Here is a 15,330-nt window from a genome sequence, read left to right as displayed (position 1 = left end):
GCTACACCATCACCGGGAGATTGGCACCGAGCAGATCGAGTGCATTGTCGCGCATGACTTTTCGGGTGTCTTCGGCGCTGAACTCAGGAAACTGCGGAATATCAGCGGTAAAGGACATCGGATCGGCAAGTCCCTCACCATGTGGCCAGTCCGAGCCGAACAGGATCTTCTCCACGCCGATGGTTTCGGCCAGCAGCTTGACGTCGTCCTCGTAGTAGGGCGCGATCCAGACGTTGTTGCGCAGTTGCGCGACCGGATCCTCCTTGAAGTGATGCGGGGCAGTGTTGGCAGCCTTCTTCAGCCGCTTGATCAACCGGTAGACGAAATACGAGCCGTTCTCGATACTGACGACCTTGAGCTTGGGATGCCGGGTGAAGACCTGATGAACGATCATCGACGCCATCGTGTCGTGAATCGCCCGGTCGTCCAACAGGACTTGGTCGAGCGGATCCTTCTTCCCGAATCCTTCAAAGGTGGCCGTGCCGCCCCATAGCGCGTTGATCGCGAGGTACCCGCTGTCACTGAGGTGAAAGCCGACGGGGACACCGGCGTCTGCCAGCCGCTGCCAGACCGGATCGTGCAAGGGGTCACCCAGTGAGCGCGGCTTGATCCGTCCGGGCACCGGCGCCGGACGTACCAGCACCAGTCTGGCACCCCTGCCCAACACGAAATCGACCTCGTCGACGGCCTTGTCCGGGTCGGCCAGCGAAATGATTGGCGCCGAAATCATTCGGTGATCGGGCCGGTCGAAGCCCCAGTCCTCATCGAGCCACAGGTTAAAGGCATGGATCGAGGCCATCGTGGCGTCGATGTCATGCTTGAGCGCCTCCTCGACCCCACACGCGAACGTCGGCAACATGAACACCGTTTCGAGGTTCTGGGTGTCCATGACCTTCACCCGGGCATCCCGGTTCTGGTATTCGGGATGGTTCTGCAGCCGATCGACCTTCATCAGCGACGCCGGGTCGACGCCCTCGGGGATCTCGCCACGAAACAGCAGATCCAGACAGCCGGGCTCGATAATGGGATCGAAGGTCGGGTTGGGGATGAACTGGTTGATCCGCTCGCCGATGACCGCCCAGGTGCGCTTGCCGTCGTGCAGCATTTGCACGCCACGGCGCTTGAATTCCTTTGGCAGATGCCGGGTGAACGAGTCGATCGGTTCGTAGTAATGGTTGTCGACGTCAATCGCCTGGTAGTCCAACGTCGTCATGGTGGACGTCCTCTCGAAATGGGCGCGTAGTAGATACTGTATACCTATCGGTACAGCTTTCTGCAAAGCGGGCGACGCGCGCGTGAAATACGTAAAACGCCTGGTAAATCGGGTTGCACTGGGCTACGCGATGGCACCGGAGTTCTTCAGCTCGTCGATGCGGTCCCAGTCCATGCCCAGTTCGGTCAACACCACTTCGGTGTGCTCGGACGCCTGCGGGGCGCGCGTGGTCGTCAACGGCTCGTGGTTGAACTGCACTGGCCCGCGGACGACCTTGAAGGGCGCTCCCCCGTCGGCGGCCTCCACTTCGATGATCATGTCGTTGGCAATGGCCTGCTCGTCGACCCCGAGGTCCATGGGGCTCTGGAAGGGTGCCCATTGCCCCTTCATCGTCTTGAGGTGCCGACGCCAATACTCGAACGGCTTGCCTGAAATGGCCCGCGCTATCAAATCGCCTGCCGCCTCGGCGTTTTCCATCAGCGTACGAGCGGTCGCGAACCGGGGATCGTCTGCGGCCGCGGCGATGCCGAGGTGTTCGAAGGTGTCGCGGATGTACCCGGTCGGGCTCACGATGCACAAGTTGATAGTGCCGCCGTCGGCGGTCTGGAAATTGCCCAGAAACGGATTGAATTCGGAGCCGCCGGATTTCGGCATCGCCACCCGCATGGCTTCACCGGTATCCATGGCTTGTGCCATAGTCGCGCCGGCCGCCCACCAGGCCGTGCTCAACAGCGATACATCCACTTCGAGGGCTTCACCGGTGCGCTCGCGATGAAGCAACGCCGCGGCGATGCCGCCGGCGATGTTCATCCCACCGATGGAGTCACCGAACGCCGGAATGCCTTGACCCAGCGGCGCACCCAGTTCTGGCGGGGTCAGGCAGTGACCGATGCCGCTACGCGTCCAAAACGCCGTCCCGTCATAACCGCCGACGTCGCGCTCGGGTCCCTTGTCCCCGTACGCGCTGCCACGCGCGTAGACGATGCTCGGGTTCACCGCACGAATATGCTCTACGTCGAACCTGTTCTTCTGACGCGCCGACGGCAAGTAATTGGTGAGAAACACGTCGGAACTCTTCGCAAGCTCGTAGAGCACTTCCTGGCCTCCCGGCGTCGACACGTCAATGCCTACGCTGCGCTTGCCGCGGTTGGGGTGCTCGATGAGCGGATGCCGGTCGGGGTTGAGGTGGAAACCGCCCATGTGCAGAAAGCCCCGCTGGGTGTCGCCTCGAACCGGATGTTCGACCTTGATGACATCGGCGCCCCAGTCGGCCATTATGGCGCCGGCCGCGGGGACGAATGTGAACTGTGCGACCTCTAGGACCCGGAAGCCCTCCATCACCTTGACCACGTGAAACCACTCCAAGACGCCGACGGCTAGATTTGGCACCCTGCCTACTGTCGTATTTACAGTACGCTCACACCGACGGTGCCCTGGCCACGCCGGGTTACCTCCTTGGCGCAGCATAGTCGGGTTTGCCCAACCCCTCTACAAGCCGCGAGATGTCCATCAAAGTGCCTCACTACGGCGAGGAATCTAGCGACGGGAACTGCGGCGGCCGTTTCTGCAGAAAGCTCGCTATCCCCTCGACGACGTCGGGTCGCGGCAGCGCCTGCCACATCATCGCTTCGGCCTCGGCAGTGGCCGTTACGACATCGCGGCCGGCGTCGCGATAGGTCTGTCGCTTAATCACCGACAATGCGGCGGGAGAACAGTTTTGGGCGATGTCCTCGGCGTACTCCATGACACGGTTCATCAGGTCTTCGGGCGCCACGACTTCCTTGACGATGCCGAGCCGCAATGCTTCGTCAGCCAGAAATGTACGTCCGCTGAGCAACAGGTCGAGTGCAACTCCCCAACCAGTCAGACGCGGCAATATCCAGGAGATGCCGAACTCGGCGATCAATCCCCGGCGGGCGAAAATCGCGGCAAACTTGGCACCGGCCGCGGCGAACCGAACGTCACACATCAACGCCTGGGTCAAACCAATGCCGACGCAGGCACCGTTGATAGCTGCTATCACAGGCTTGCGCAGTTCAGTCACGAAATGCGGTGGACGTTCGCCGACCAGATCCGCCACACTCTTGCCGCCGGCCTGCTCCAGCGAATCGCCGACGTCTCGAGCAGCACCCGACGAGCCCAAATAAGCCCCTGCGCAGAACGCCCGGCCCCGGCCGGTCAGCACGATCACCCGGATGGCAGGGTCCTGTTCGGCGCAGTCAACGGCGGCATAGAACGGGGGCGCCATATCGGGCCCCCAGGCATTGAGTCGGTCAGGGCGATTGAGGGTGACGATGGCGACGCCACTGGCAGTGGTCTCGTAGAGCACGGCGGCTTCAGTCTCGGGAGCGTTACTGCTACTCATCGGCAACTCCTCCGGGCTTGACCAGCCGCGCAGCACAGGTACGTGTGCCCCCGTACTGTATACCTATCGGTACAGCGCCCCACAACTGTCGCCCGGGCGAGTGCAGCCCGATCCGATTCCGCGAATCTCGGTCCGCCGGAGCGTAACTCCGCCGAGAGAGGCCTAGCGGTGCACGTGCCGGCGATGCACAACGAGCCGGACGAGTCCCAGTAGAACGATCGAACCCAGCAGGCACGTCAGGAAGGAGAACAACAGGCCGCCACCGGCCACGTCTACGCCGAAGCCACGCAGCAGGAACCCGCCGATCAAACCGCCTACGATGCCGACCACGACATTGAGTACCAGGCCCATTTGTGCGTCGGTTCCCATGATCTTGCTACCGATCCAGCCTGCCAGGCCGCCGATGATGATCCAGCCGATGACACCCAAGGTGAGCATTTTGCAATCCTTCCGCCGTCGAATATCTGGCGTATGCCCGCCGACGGGTGCCGGTAATCCTCCTAGTCGATAAGCCCGATCCGGCGATACGCATTCTCCATCTGCACCTTGGCCTCCGGCGGCAACTCTGCCTGCGGTGGCCGCGAATGCGGATAAGCACCGATCGGCAAACCCAGCAGCGACGCCGCGTACTTGAACGCACCACCCCAATGGGTGAAGTAGTCCGACCGGCCCGGATAGCAAGTCCACCAAGCACCCAGATCGAGGTCGAACTGATCCAGGCCCGACTCACGGCCGTAGTCCATGGCCTCGAGAAGTTTGTCGTTGAGAACCAGATCCCAATATTCGGAAAACATTCTGCGCTGGGGGGTTTCGAATAGATAACCGGCGGTACCCAACTGCGCCGGGCAGACGATTCCATCGCGCAGCCATCCGGCGCGGTACACGGTCCTGTCGCATTCCCAGAGCACCAGATCGGGCGCCAACTGATGCAGCAGCCGGCTGCTCTGCGGCCGGAAGGCGCCTTCCTTGGTGGCGCATACCGCGGGAATTTCGTCGTAGATACGGGCACTTTCGGCGGCCGTCAACACATAGCCCGACGACGGAGAATTGAACATACCCAACGCGATATCGGTACGTGCGGCGATGTATCTGAAGAACCTCAACACGCCTTCGCCGCCGTGGGTCTCCATCATCGGCGTCTGGATGTAGGCGATGTCGGCGCCGGCCAGCTGGGCGTGCAGCGTCAACTGCAGGCAATCTTTGGCGGTCATGGCCGAGGTACAGGCCTGCACGACCACGTCGGGATTGGCAGCGCGACCCTCTTCGATCGCCACCTCCAGCAAGCGCTTTCGCTCATCGAGCGTCAGCGCCCAGAACTCGGCTATGCCGCTGGTGCACCACAACATCGGGTGGCCGAGATCGCCCACGCAGTACCGCACCAACTTCCGGTAGGCGTCCCAGTCGATGTCGTCGCCGTCGGTCCCGCAAAAGGGCGTGTACAGCGAGTCACCGATGCCCCGCAAGGCGCCGCGCGCCCATCCCCTGGCCTCAGCTGCCGTGGCCATGATGCGCTCCTTCTGAGAGGTCAGGTGAAATCCGAACCGCCGTCGACATGGATGTTGGCTCCGGTTATGTACGAGTGGCGCCGTGACGCCAGAAACGCGACAACGGGCCCGATTTCGTCCTGCAGGCCGGCTGGCCGAGCTCGGCGAAAACCCCGCCGGCAGAGGCGCCCTGACGAATATCGGCGGCCACAGCTAAAGTAGCCGGACTGCGGCGCGCCGTCAGCTCCTCGACCGCACCGTCCAGCGCGGCCTGCGAACGACCGGCTACCGCCACCCGCGCGCCCTCGTCGGCCAGGCAAGAAGCGGTGGCCAACCCCATTCCCCGACTACCGCCGACCACCACCGTGGCGGCGTCCGCCAGCCCTAGATCCACGACGCAATCTCGGTCCCAAGCAGGGTTACAAAAAAGCCTACGATAGGTATTACAGTAGCAGACGGCCGACGGTCCCCGGTAAGGTTGACGGACCGCGTACCAGGATAGATCTTGATGGAGGTGCCCGTAGTGGCAAAGCAGGCAACCGCGGAGAAGCGTCAGCGACGCGAACGTGGATCCATCAATCCCGACGATATCATCAGTGGCGCATTCGAACTCGCCGAAGAAGTGTCGATCGACAATCTGAGCATGCCGTTGCTCGGCAAACATCTCGGCGTCGGCGTCACGAGCATCTACTGGTACTTCCGCAAGAAAGACGATCTGCTCAACGCGATGACCGACCGCGCCTTGAGCAAGTATGTGTTCGCCACACCGTATGTGGAAGCCAGCGACTGGCGCGAGACGTTGCGCAATCATGCCCGGTCGATGCGGAAGACGTTCATGGGCAACCCAATTCTGTGCGACCTGATTTTGATTCGGGCGGCCCTCAGCCCCAAGGCGGCCCGGCTGGGGGCGCAGGAGATGGAGCGGGCGATCGCCAACCTGGTCGAGGCCGGGCTCTCACCGGAAGACGCCTTCGACACGTATTCCGCGGTGTCGCTGCATGTGCGTGGATCGGTGGTGCTGCACCGACTCTTCGAAAAGAATCAATCGGACGACGGCTCGCGCACGATCGAGGACGCGGTGGCCATCGACCCGCACACGACTCCGCTCATCGCTCAGGTCACCGGTAAGGGGCACCGCATCGGCGCCCCCGATGAAACCAACTTCGAATACGGTCTCGACTGCATCCTGGACCACGCCGGCCAGTTGATCGAAAATGCCTCGAAACCCGCCCGCAAGGCCCCGGCCCGCCAGCGCAAAGCCCCAGCCAAGTCGGCTGCGAAGCGTTAAACACTTATTCCGCTTCAGGTTCGGGCACGTGAAAGTGTTCGTCGCGCAGCCGGAACGCCTCCTTGGTTCCATGCTCTGCCCGGGCTTTGACGAAGTTGAACTCCCCTGGTGCGAATTGCAGATTGGTACCGAAAGCGTGGAACAGATAGCTGGCGACTTCCTCGCCCTGGTACGCCTGACTCTGCTCGACCAACCGGAACGCCTCCTTGGCGATGACGACGCCGTCGGCGGGCATCTTCGCCGCCTTCTCGGCCCAGTACCGGGCACGGGCGGCCACCGAATCGGGATCGCATGTGTCAGTGAAGATTCCGAGATGCTCGATCTGGCCGGCCTCGATGATGTCACCGGTCAGCAGCAGGCGCCGGACCAGCACCGGCCCTAACCGGTGAAAGAACATGTGCAGGCTGCCCAGCGCCGGCCCGAGGAAGCGCGTAGCCGGCATGCCGATTTTCGTGTTGCGCGCAATCACCGAAATATCGGTCATCAAAGCGATTTCGAAGGCGCCGCCCAGCGCGTAGCCGGCGATCTCGCCGACCGTTACCTTCGGGAAGCCCATGAAGTTGTGGTAGAAGCTGAATGACTTGCGATCCACGGTAAGTCGGCGACGTTGGCTGGGACGGTGCCGTTCTCCCACGGCGCCCGATCCGCCGTACCAACCGTAGGCGTTGTTCATGTCGGCGCCGGTGCTGAACACGCCACCTGCTCCGCGCAGCAGCACCACGGTGAGATCGTCGTCGTCTGCGACGCGGTCCAGACACCGGGCGACGGCCTCGCGCATGGCGGCGTCATAGCAGTTGTGCTGCTCGGGGTTGTTCAAAGTGATTGTGGCGATCCGCTTCTCGTGGTCCACCGCGAAAAGCACTCGCTCGTCCGAAGTATTCATGGGCTGGACTCCGTTCGCCGCGCGCCGAATTGGTATCCGGCAAGCTTTTCGGGCCGCGACGCCAGCGTGGTGACCTCACCCCGGCAGAGCACTTCGCCGTTGAGCAACAGTTGTGCGGTCGAAGCGACACCCTGTTCGGTTTGCGACCGGGCGACGTCGAATTGCAGTTCGGTCAGCAGCGGTGTCGGCCGTCGAAATGTCAGCGACAGTGTGCGCGTCTTTCCGGAAAGTCCGGCGAGACAACTGTGATGTTGTATTACGCAGTCGAAGAAGACGCCGAGGAAGCCCCCGTGCACCAGTCCCGGCGGCCCTTCGTAGACCACCGGGAACGTGACCCGGCCGGTGGCGTTTTCGGCATCGTGGCGATCGAACCGGTACTCGGGAAAGCAGGGGTTGTATACGCCGATGTCGGTGGCGTGGTTCAGATAGACCCGACGGGGGTCGTCGTCGCGAGCACCGATCCGAGGGGCCGGATCCGGCGGCGCGACGGCCGCTAGCTCGCGCTCCCACTCACCGAATTGGGCCAGCATCGCGTCCACCGCCGGGTGCGGGTGTTCCAGCGAGAGCAGTAGCGAACTGAGCCGCCGGATGGCGCCGGCGGCGGCGACGGTCTGGGCCAGCGGCGCCTCACCGAATCTGGGTGCCGAGCTGGGACACATGCGTCCTCTCCTTATCGGGTCTCGCCCGCTTATTCCGTCGGCAACGTTTCCTTGCTAACTTATACAGCGTAGCAATCGTATTGCCTACTGTATGGGTCACCATATCGGCGCAGAAAGGCCGGATTCGATAGTGGGTCACGAGGCCGACTCGGCCGGGACCGAGGGTTCGGTGACAACGCGCCGCGATGGCGCGGTGCTGCGACTCACCCTCGATCGCCCGTCCCGACGTAACTCGTTGACTGCAGCGATGATTGAGGAGTTCGTCGCCGCGCTGTCCGACGCCGCCACCGACGACTCGTTGCGCGCTGTCCACATCCGGGGTGCGGGCACCGACTTCTGTGCGGGTGCCGACTGGGTGGCCACCAACAGCGGCGACGGACAACGGCCGCGTGCCGGGGATCTATTGCGCCGTATTCCGCATGCCGCCCATCGCGTAATCGAGCTGATGCACACTCTGCAATTGCCGGTGGTGTGCAGTGTGCAGGGCAGGGCCGTGGGCATGGGCTGCAATCTGGCGCTGGCCGCCGACTTCACTATCGCAACCACCGATGCCCTCTTCTGGGAACCCTTTGTCGAGCGCGGGTTCAGCCCGGACTCGGGGGCCACCTGGCTGCTGCCCCGCCTGATCGGTCTAGCCCGCGCCCGGCGGATGCTGCTGCTCGGGGAAAAGGTCAACGCGTCCGACGCGGCCGAATGGGGTCTGATTCACCAAGCCGTAGCCGCTCAGCGACTCGAGGAGACGGTAGAAGAGTTGCTGTCCCGCCTATCCAGCGGGCCGACGGTTGCGATCGGGCTGGCCAAGCAGGCGCTGCAGCTGGGTCAGCATGCGACGTTGAGCCAGTCCCTGACCCAGGAGTTGTTCAATTTGGAACTGTCCTGCCGGACAGGCGATTTCAAAGAAGGTCTGGCGGCCTTTCAGCAGCGGCGCACGCCGAAGTTCCAGGGCCGGTGACCATGCCCGATTTCGGCACCATCAGCTACGAGGTGGACGGGCACACGGCCACCATCACGCTCAATCGCCCGGATGCGCTCAATGCACTGAGCCCGCACATGATCACCGAATTGCGGTCTGCCTACGACGAAGCCGAAAACGACGACAAGGTGTGGCTGACCGTCGTCACCGGCACCGGGCGCGCCTTCTGCACCGGAGCCGACGTCAAAGCCATCCCCGGCGACGGCAAGGTGATCTATGAACGCCCCTACTTGTCGACCTACGAACAGTGGGAGGCACCGCAGGAAGGTACGCCACCGTTTCGCCGAATGGCCAAGCCGCTTCTGACCGCGGTCAACGGGTTGTGCTGTGGCGCCGGACTGGACTGGGTGACTACGTCAGACATCGTCATCGCATCCGATCGGGCCACGTTCTTCGACCCGCACGTCAGCATCGGGCTAGTCGCCGGACGCGAGCTGGTGCGGCTGGCCCGGGTGCTGCCGCGCTCTGTCGCGCTGCGCATGGCGCTGATGGGTAAGCATGAGCGGATGAGTGCAGAACGCGCCCTCGACCTCGGATTGATCAGTGAAATCGTCGAGCACGACCGCCTGCTGGAGCGGGCCCATGAGATTGCCGGGATTGTGAATTCCAATGCGCCGCTGGCGGTCCGCGGGACGCGCCTGGCCATCCTCAAGGGCCTGGACCTGCCGCTGCACGAGGCCGAGATGCTGGCCGAGGCCTTCCGCGAACGCGTATTGCGGACCCAGGATGCTCTCGAAGGTCCTAAAGCCTTTGCGGAGAAACGCAATCCCGATTGGCAATGCCGGTGAAATTCGCCAGGATCCAGCTCGACCTCGACGCCGCGGACCATGTCGCGACCATCACCCTGAATCGGCCCGAGCAGCTCAATGCGTTCGACCGCAGCATGTGTGTGGAGATGGCGCAAGCATGGCGCATCGTCAAACTCGACGAGTCTGTGCACGCGGTGGTATTAAGGGCAGCGGGCCGCGCGTTCAGCGCCGGTCTGGATATCAAGACACCCTATGGTCAGCCCGAAAATGTATGGAATCACGAGGATCCGGGTGAATCGCTGAGTCCGAAGTGGCAGAAGATGTGGAAGCCGGTGGTGTGTGCCGTGCAGGGCATGTGCACCGCAGGCGCGTTCTACTTCCTCAACGAGTCCGACATCGTCCTCTGCGCGACGGATGCGACGTTCTTCGATTCGCACGTGTCGGCCGGCCTGGTTTGCGCACTGGAGCCGATCGGGCTGATGCGCCGCATCGGGCTGGGTGAGACGCTACGAATCGCGCTGATGGGCAACGACGAACGGGTCTGCGCCGACACCGCGCTGCGGATCGGTTTGGTCTCGGAAATTGTTCAACCCGAACGATTATGGGCACGGGCACATGAGATCGCGGCGGCAATCGCGGCCAAGCCCCCTTCGGCGACGCAAGGCACCGTCAAAGCGATCTGGGAGTCGTTGGACAAACCGTACCGGGCTGCCCTGGACCAGGGCCTGATCTATACCCGGCTGGGCAACCCGCTCGGAACGGCGGAGCTGGCGGCCGGCAAATCTGCCGCGCGTGAACCGAAGATCCGGTGATGCATCCGCTTAGCCAGCGCATCGCGCAGGTGCTCGCTCTACAGCCGGATGCACCCGCGATCGAGTATGACGGCCAATGGCTCTCGTGGGGCCAAATCGCCGTCGCGGCAAGCCGTGTCGGCTCCCACGCGGCGCAGCCAGAGGTCGGAATCCTGTTGCGCAACCGGCCCGCCCAGGTGGCGGCGTTCCTCGGCGTGCTGCTGCGTGGTGGAACTGTGGTGACCATCAATCCGTCTCGGGGTGAGGATCGCAGCAGGGCAGACATCGCCGCGCTGCGGCTGCCGGTGATCGTCGGCGAATCCGACGATTTGGCGTCGCTTGTTGCTGAGCCGCCCGGCACCACCACGGTGTCCATTTCGGCGCTCTTCGACCGCGTTGACGAAGCAGCAGCGGTATCCGAACCCGCCCGGTCGGACGTGGCGGTGCGGATGCTGACCAGCGGGACCACCGGGCCGCCCAAGCGAATCGACCTCGGCTACGACATGCTGGCGCACAGCGTGATGGGCGCCGGCTACCGGAACACACCGGCGCCCACCGAACTGCGCCGCGGCGTGGCGATCGTCAACTCACCACTGGTGCACATCGGCGGCGTCTTCCGGGTGCTGCAATGCGTCACGGCGGGCAGGCCGTTCGTATTGCTGGAACGATTCGAAATCAACGCCTGGACCCAGGCGGTGCGCAAGCACCGGCCCCGCACGGTGTCGCTGGTGCCGGCGGCGCTGCGCACGGTATTGCACTCGGATCTGTCCCGAGCCGACCTGGCCGGCATCCGCGCCGTCACCTGCGGCACCGCGCCGCTGTCCGCCGAGGACGCCGACGCCTTCACACAGAAATACGGAATCCCGGTGCTAACTTCCTATGCAGCAACCGAATTCGGTGGCGGGGTGGCGGGCTGGACGCTTGCCGATCACCGGCAGTACTGGCTAGCCAAGCGCGGCAGCGTCGGCCGGGCCAATCCCGGCGCGCAACTGCGGGTGGTCGACGACGACGGCGCCGCCCTGCCGCCAGACCAGGTGGGCCGGCTGGAGGTCAAACCCGGACAACTTGGCCCATCTGCGGATTGGCTGCAGACCACGGACATGGCCCGTATCGACGCCGATGGCTTCCTCTGGATCGTCGGGCGAGCCGACCAGGCCATCATTCGCGGTGGGTTCAAGGTGCTGCCCGACGACGTTCGTACCGCGCTGGAGGGCCACCCCGCCGTCGCCGGCGCGGCCGTGGTCGGACGTTACGACGAGCGGCTCGGCGAAACGCCGGTGGCCATGGTGGAACTGCGTCAGTCGGAGTCGGCTGGCACCGGCGAGTTGGTCGAATACCTGCGAACACGCCTGGCGGGTTACGAGATTCCGACCGATATCGTCATCGTCGACGCGATCCCGCGAACACCATCCGGCAAGGCTGACCTGGGTGTGATCCGAAGCTTCTTCAGCGATGCCGCCAACCATGCCTCGTGACACGATCGCCGAAGTCCTTCGCCACCAAGCCCATTCGCGTGCAGACCACCCACTGCTGGTGTGCGACGACGATCGGATCAGCTACGCCGAGGCCGATCGCCGTTCGGCAGAGCTGGCCCGCGGCCTGATCGCACTTGGCGCCGGCAAGGGCACCCGGGTGGGACTGCTGTATCCCAATGGCAGCGATTTCGTGTTGGGAATGCTGGCGGCGGCGCGCATCGGCGCGATTGTGGTCCCCTTCTCCACCTTCGTCACCACTGGTGAGCTACGTGAACAACTCGTCGACGCCGACGTGCAGATCTTGTTGAGCGCGCCCGCTTTTCGCTCGCATGACTACCGGGCGCGGCTAACGCAGTTGCTCGGGCCGGAATTCGACCATCTCGATCGGATGTGCTGCGCCACCGCACCGCAACTGCGCCACGTCGTCATATCTCGCCAGGTGGACCGGCCGTACCGCCGCGCCGCCGAGGCGGCGCAGATGCGAGGCTTGGAAGACGACGTCGAGCCTGCCGACGTACTGGCGATCGTGTACACATCGGGGTCCACGAGTGCACCCAAGGGAGTGGTCCACACGCATGCCGCGCTGCTGGGCCACCAGCGCAATCTGAACACGATCCGCGGTTTGACGGCTGACGACAGGTTGTTCTGCAATTCGCCGTTCTTCTGGATCGGTGGATTAGCGTTCGGTCTGCTGGCCACGCTGATCGCCGGGTCCACCCTGGTGTGCTCCAACACCACCGACGCCGGCGCGATGCTTGACCTGCTGGAAGCCGAAAGACCCACCATGACAAACGGTTTCGTGGCGGGCATCGCGCACCTGGCCGACCACCCCAGCTTCGCCCGGCGCGATCTGTCGTCGATGCGCCGGGGCAACCTCTATCCGATCATGGCGCCCGATGTCCAGCCGGCGGATCCCGAATTGCGCCACCACATGCTCGGCATGACCGAAGCCGGCAGCGTCCTGCTCATCAGCGAGGACGAAGGCGACCAACCCCAAGCGCGGCGCGGGTCCTACGGCAGGCCGGCGCCCGGCTTCGAGACGATGATCATCGAGGGCGGCGAGCTGTGCATCCGTGGGCCCTACGTCATGCAGGGGTACTACGGGCGCAGTCGCGAGGAATGCTTCGACGCCGACGGTTGGTTTCATACCGGTGATCTGGTCCGCGCCGACGACGAAGGGTTCATGTACTTCCTTGGCCGGCGCAGCGGCATGATCAAGACGGCGGGCGCCAACGTGTCGGCGGCCGAGGTCGAAAAGGCCTTGGCCAACCTCGGGACCGCGGCTCACGTCATGGGCATTCCAGACGCCGAGCGGGGCCAGTCGGTGGCAGCTGTCGTCGTCCTGCCCGATGGCTCCGACACCTTCGACGAAGAGGCCCTGCGCGCGGTGCTCAAGACGCAGCTGTCGGCATACAAAATCCCGAGGCGGTTCGTCGCGCTGCCACGTGCGGCGCTACCGCTATTGTCCAGTGGCAAGGTCGATACACAGCGCCTCAAGAGGCTCTTCGATGCCTGACACCATCGACCGATTGGTGCGGGCACAGGCCGCCTGCCACGGCGGAAAGGCCATGGTCGTCGACCCGTCCGCGCGGCTCAATTACCACGAACTAGACAGCACGACAAGGGATTTGGCGGCGGTATTCATCGATGCCGGCGTGGGCAAGGGCACCCGGGTGGGCCTGATCATGCCCAATGGCACCCGCTGGGTGCAGATTGCCGTCGCACTGACACGCATCGGCGCAGTTCTCGTGCCATTGAGCACGCTGTTGCGACCGGCCGAGCTGATCGCCCAACTGCGGATGGCCTCGGTGCAATTCCTGGTGAGCGTCGAGGAATTTTGCGGGCACCGCTATCTCGACGACCTCAGGCAAGCCGAGTTGCCGGCCCTGACAACGGTATGGCTGGTCGGCCAACTCGTTAATTCCGTTGCAGGCGAACAGGCCCGCCGCATCGTCGACGCCATGACGGAGACGGTTCACGAGGCCGACCCGCTGACCATCATCTTCACCTCGGGCAGCAGCGGAGTACCCAAGGGAGTCGTGCATTCCCACGCCAGCGCATTGGGCGCGGTGCGATCGGGGCTGGCGGCGCGCTGCATCACCGCAGACACCCGGCTCTATCTGCCGATGCCATTTTTCTGGGTCGGCGGCTTGGGCAGCGGAGTACTGTCGGCGCTGCTCGCCGGCGCCACACTGGTGACCGAGGAAATCCCGCGGCCCGAAACCACGCTGCGGCTGCTGGAAACGGAGCGAGTCACGCTGTTTCGCGGCTGGCCCGATCAAGCCGAAGCACTGGCGCGCCACCCCGACCGCGCGAGCGTGGACCTCTCGGCATTGCAGCGGGGCAGCCTCGAAGCGCTGCTGCCACCCGAGCAGCGGGCGCAGCCGGGGGCACGCGCGGTCCTGTTCGGCATGACCGAAGCATTCGGGCCCTACTGCGGCTATGCCGCCAACACCGACATGCCGCCGGCGGCCTGGGGCAGCTGCGGAAAACCCTTCCCCGGCATGGAAATTCGCATCGTCGACATCGACACCGGCGCCCCGGTTCCGGCCGGAACCGTCGGCATGATCCAGATCCGGGGACCGCACACCCTGCGCGGTATGTGCCGCCGCAGCCGCGAAGACCTGTTCACCGCCGACGGGTTCTACCCGACCGGCGACCTAGGCCGGCTCACCGACCAGGGCTTCCTCTTCTACCACGGCCGATGCGACGACATGTTCAAGGTCAGCGGGGCGACGGTCTATCCCGGCGAGGTCGAACGAGCGCTACGCACCATCGACGGCGTCGACAAGGCCTTCGTCACCGATGTGCCCGGCCCTTCGGGTAAGCGGGTGGCCGCAGCGGTGATCTGCCGCGCGCAAAATGCAGACCAGTTACGCGAGGCGGCAAGCGGACTGTTGAGCAGCTTCAAGGTCCCGACGGTGTGGCTGATGCTGGATTCCGATCGGGAAGTCCCCCGTCTCGCCACCGGCAAAGTCGACATGCGGCGGCTGCGGGAGATGATGATCGGGGAGAACCGGCCTCAGGGCACCCGCGTCCAGGGTTGACAGTTCTGCGATTCGAAAGCCTTCACCGATGTGTTGATGTTCGCGAACATCGGACCGACAGAGATGTTCGTCTGAAGTACGTGCTCCTTGTTCGCATCCGGTGTGCTGTAGGTAAACCAGGCGCACATCGAGTCCTGGGTCGGCACGTTGTTGATCCAGACTCCGAAGGTCGACGCCGACCCGGCCGTGTGGTAGAGCCCCGGTGCGATGTCAGGGCCGACGATGAAGATTCCGTTCCCCGGTATCGGGTCCATCGGGTCAGCCATGGCCGGCGGCGACAGGATGATCCCTGATGAGAAAGCCACTAGTCCGGCAGTGACACGAACCGCACGTTTAAGACGCATTTGCGCTCCCTGTCCGGCGCCCCGGTGGCCCCCACCCGGCAGCGTATGCCCAGAGCCGT

15 protein-coding genes and 2 pseudogenes are annotated in these 15,330 nt (G+C 64.1%); 7 read left to right on the top strand and 10 right to left on the bottom strand.

Going from position 1 to position 15,330, the window contains the following annotated elements:
• Position 1: 1 nt before the first annotated feature.
• The 7 genes and pseudogenes from AWC27_RS16365 to AWC27_RS16340 form a co-directional block, all read right to left on the bottom strand.
• Positions 2–1,213 carry an amidohydrolase family protein gene (locus AWC27_RS16365; RefSeq protein ID WP_085671439.1) on the bottom strand — a complete coding sequence of 404 codons (1,212 nt, stop codon included), beginning with the start codon at positions 1,211–1,213 and terminating at the stop codon, positions 2–4.
• A 123-nt stretch (positions 1,214–1,336) separates the two neighbouring features.
• Positions 1,337–2,563, bottom strand: coding sequence for a CaiB/BaiF CoA transferase family protein (locus AWC27_RS16360; RefSeq protein ID WP_139837052.1), 1,227 nt, complete (start codon positions 2,561–2,563; stop codon positions 1,337–1,339).
• A 172-nt stretch (positions 2,564–2,735) separates the two neighbouring features.
• The gene (locus AWC27_RS16355) at positions 2,736–3,578 is read right to left on the bottom strand and encodes an enoyl-CoA hydratase (RefSeq protein WP_085671438.1); all 843 of its coding nucleotides are present in this window, start codon (positions 3,576–3,578) and stop codon (positions 2,736–2,738) included.
• Positions 3,579–3,740: 162 nt separating this feature from the next.
• Positions 3,741–4,016 (bottom strand): GlsB/YeaQ/YmgE family stress response membrane protein, encoded by a 276-nt coding sequence (locus tag AWC27_RS16350; protein ID WP_083113467.1) that lies wholly within the window; start codon positions 4,014–4,016, stop codon positions 3,741–3,743.
• 62 nt (positions 4,017–4,078) lie between these two features.
• A complete protein-coding gene (locus AWC27_RS16345; protein WP_085671437.1) occupies positions 4,079–5,083 on the bottom strand; it encodes a dihydrodipicolinate synthase family protein in 1,005 nt (334 codons plus the stop codon).
• A gap of 20 nt (positions 5,084–5,103) precedes the next feature.
• Positions 5,104–5,214, bottom strand: a pseudogene (locus AWC27_RS33230) (SDR family oxidoreductase); the annotation flags it as partial.
• A pseudogene (locus AWC27_RS16340) lies at positions 5,214–5,456 on the bottom strand (SDR family NAD(P)-dependent oxidoreductase); the annotation flags it as partial. The pseudogenes AWC27_RS16340 and AWC27_RS33230, both read right to left, overlap by 1 nt.
• A 114-nt stretch (positions 5,457–5,570) precedes the next feature.
• Here AWC27_RS16340 and AWC27_RS16335 point away from each other — a divergent pair.
• Positions 5,571–6,350: a TetR/AcrR family transcriptional regulator gene (locus AWC27_RS16335; RefSeq protein ID WP_083113464.1), complete on the top strand. Its 780-nt coding sequence runs from the start codon at positions 5,571–5,573 to the stop codon at positions 6,348–6,350.
• A gap of 4 nt (positions 6,351–6,354) precedes the next feature.
• On the opposite strand, the gene AWC27_RS16330 is transcribed toward AWC27_RS16335, so the two are convergent.
• Positions 6,355–7,233, bottom strand: a complete 879-nt coding sequence (locus AWC27_RS16330; protein WP_085671436.1) for an enoyl-CoA hydratase/isomerase family protein — start codon at positions 7,231–7,233, stop codon at positions 6,355–6,357.
• The gene (locus AWC27_RS16325; RefSeq protein WP_085671435.1) at positions 7,230–7,892 is read right to left on the bottom strand and encodes a hotdog family protein; all 663 of its coding nucleotides are present in this window, start codon (positions 7,890–7,892) and stop codon (positions 7,230–7,232) included. Before AWC27_RS16325 ends, AWC27_RS16330 begins: the two co-directional genes overlap by 4 nt.
• Before the next feature lie 91 nt (positions 7,893–7,983).
• Here AWC27_RS16325 and AWC27_RS16320 point away from each other — a divergent pair, with 91 nt between their 5' ends.
• Genes AWC27_RS16320 through AWC27_RS16295 form a run of 6 tightly spaced genes read left to right on the top strand, consistent with a single transcriptional unit; the run spans position 7,984 to position 14,927 of the window.
• Positions 7,984–8,844, top strand: a complete 861-nt coding sequence (locus AWC27_RS16320; protein WP_085671434.1) for an enoyl-CoA hydratase/isomerase family protein — start codon at positions 7,984–7,986, stop codon at positions 8,842–8,844.
• A gap of 2 nt (positions 8,845–8,846) precedes the next feature.
• Positions 8,847–9,653, top strand: a complete 807-nt coding sequence (locus AWC27_RS16315; RefSeq protein WP_085671433.1) for an enoyl-CoA hydratase/isomerase family protein — start codon at positions 8,847–8,849, stop codon at positions 9,651–9,653.
• Positions 9,644–10,426, top strand: coding sequence for an enoyl-CoA hydratase/isomerase family protein (locus AWC27_RS16310; RefSeq protein ID WP_085671432.1), 783 nt, complete (start codon positions 9,644–9,646; stop codon positions 10,424–10,426). The genes AWC27_RS16315 and AWC27_RS16310 overlap by 10 nt, the downstream gene beginning before the upstream one ends.
• A complete protein-coding gene (locus AWC27_RS16305) occupies positions 10,426–11,880 on the top strand; it encodes a class I adenylate-forming enzyme family protein (protein ID WP_085671431.1) in 1,455 nt (484 codons plus the stop codon). Before AWC27_RS16310 ends, AWC27_RS16305 begins: the two co-directional genes overlap by 1 nt.
• Positions 11,870–13,396 carry a class I adenylate-forming enzyme family protein gene (locus AWC27_RS16300; protein ID WP_085671558.1) on the top strand — a complete coding sequence of 509 codons (1,527 nt, stop codon included), beginning with the start codon at positions 11,870–11,872 and terminating at the stop codon, positions 13,394–13,396. Before AWC27_RS16305 ends, AWC27_RS16300 begins: the two co-directional genes overlap by 11 nt.
• Positions 13,389–14,927, top strand: a complete 1,539-nt coding sequence (locus tag AWC27_RS16295) for a class I adenylate-forming enzyme family protein (protein WP_085671430.1) — start codon at positions 13,389–13,391, stop codon at positions 14,925–14,927. Before AWC27_RS16300 ends, AWC27_RS16295 begins: the two co-directional genes overlap by 8 nt.
• On the opposite strand, the gene AWC27_RS16290 is transcribed toward AWC27_RS16295, so the two are convergent.
• The gene (locus AWC27_RS16290) at positions 14,903–15,271 is read right to left on the bottom strand and encodes an Rv1352/Rv1906c domain-containing protein (protein WP_085671429.1); all 369 of its coding nucleotides are present in this window, start codon (positions 15,269–15,271) and stop codon (positions 14,903–14,905) included. The two genes, AWC27_RS16295 and AWC27_RS16290, sit on opposite strands and share 25 nt — an antisense overlap.
• Positions 15,272–15,330 lie beyond the last annotated feature (59 nt).

It is taken from the genome of Mycobacterium szulgai (assembly GCF_002116635.1).
Classification (GTDB): domain Bacteria; phylum Actinomycetota; class Actinomycetes; order Mycobacteriales; family Mycobacteriaceae; genus Mycobacterium; species Mycobacterium szulgai.
This window is presented reverse-complemented; position numbering and strand designations above follow the sequence as displayed.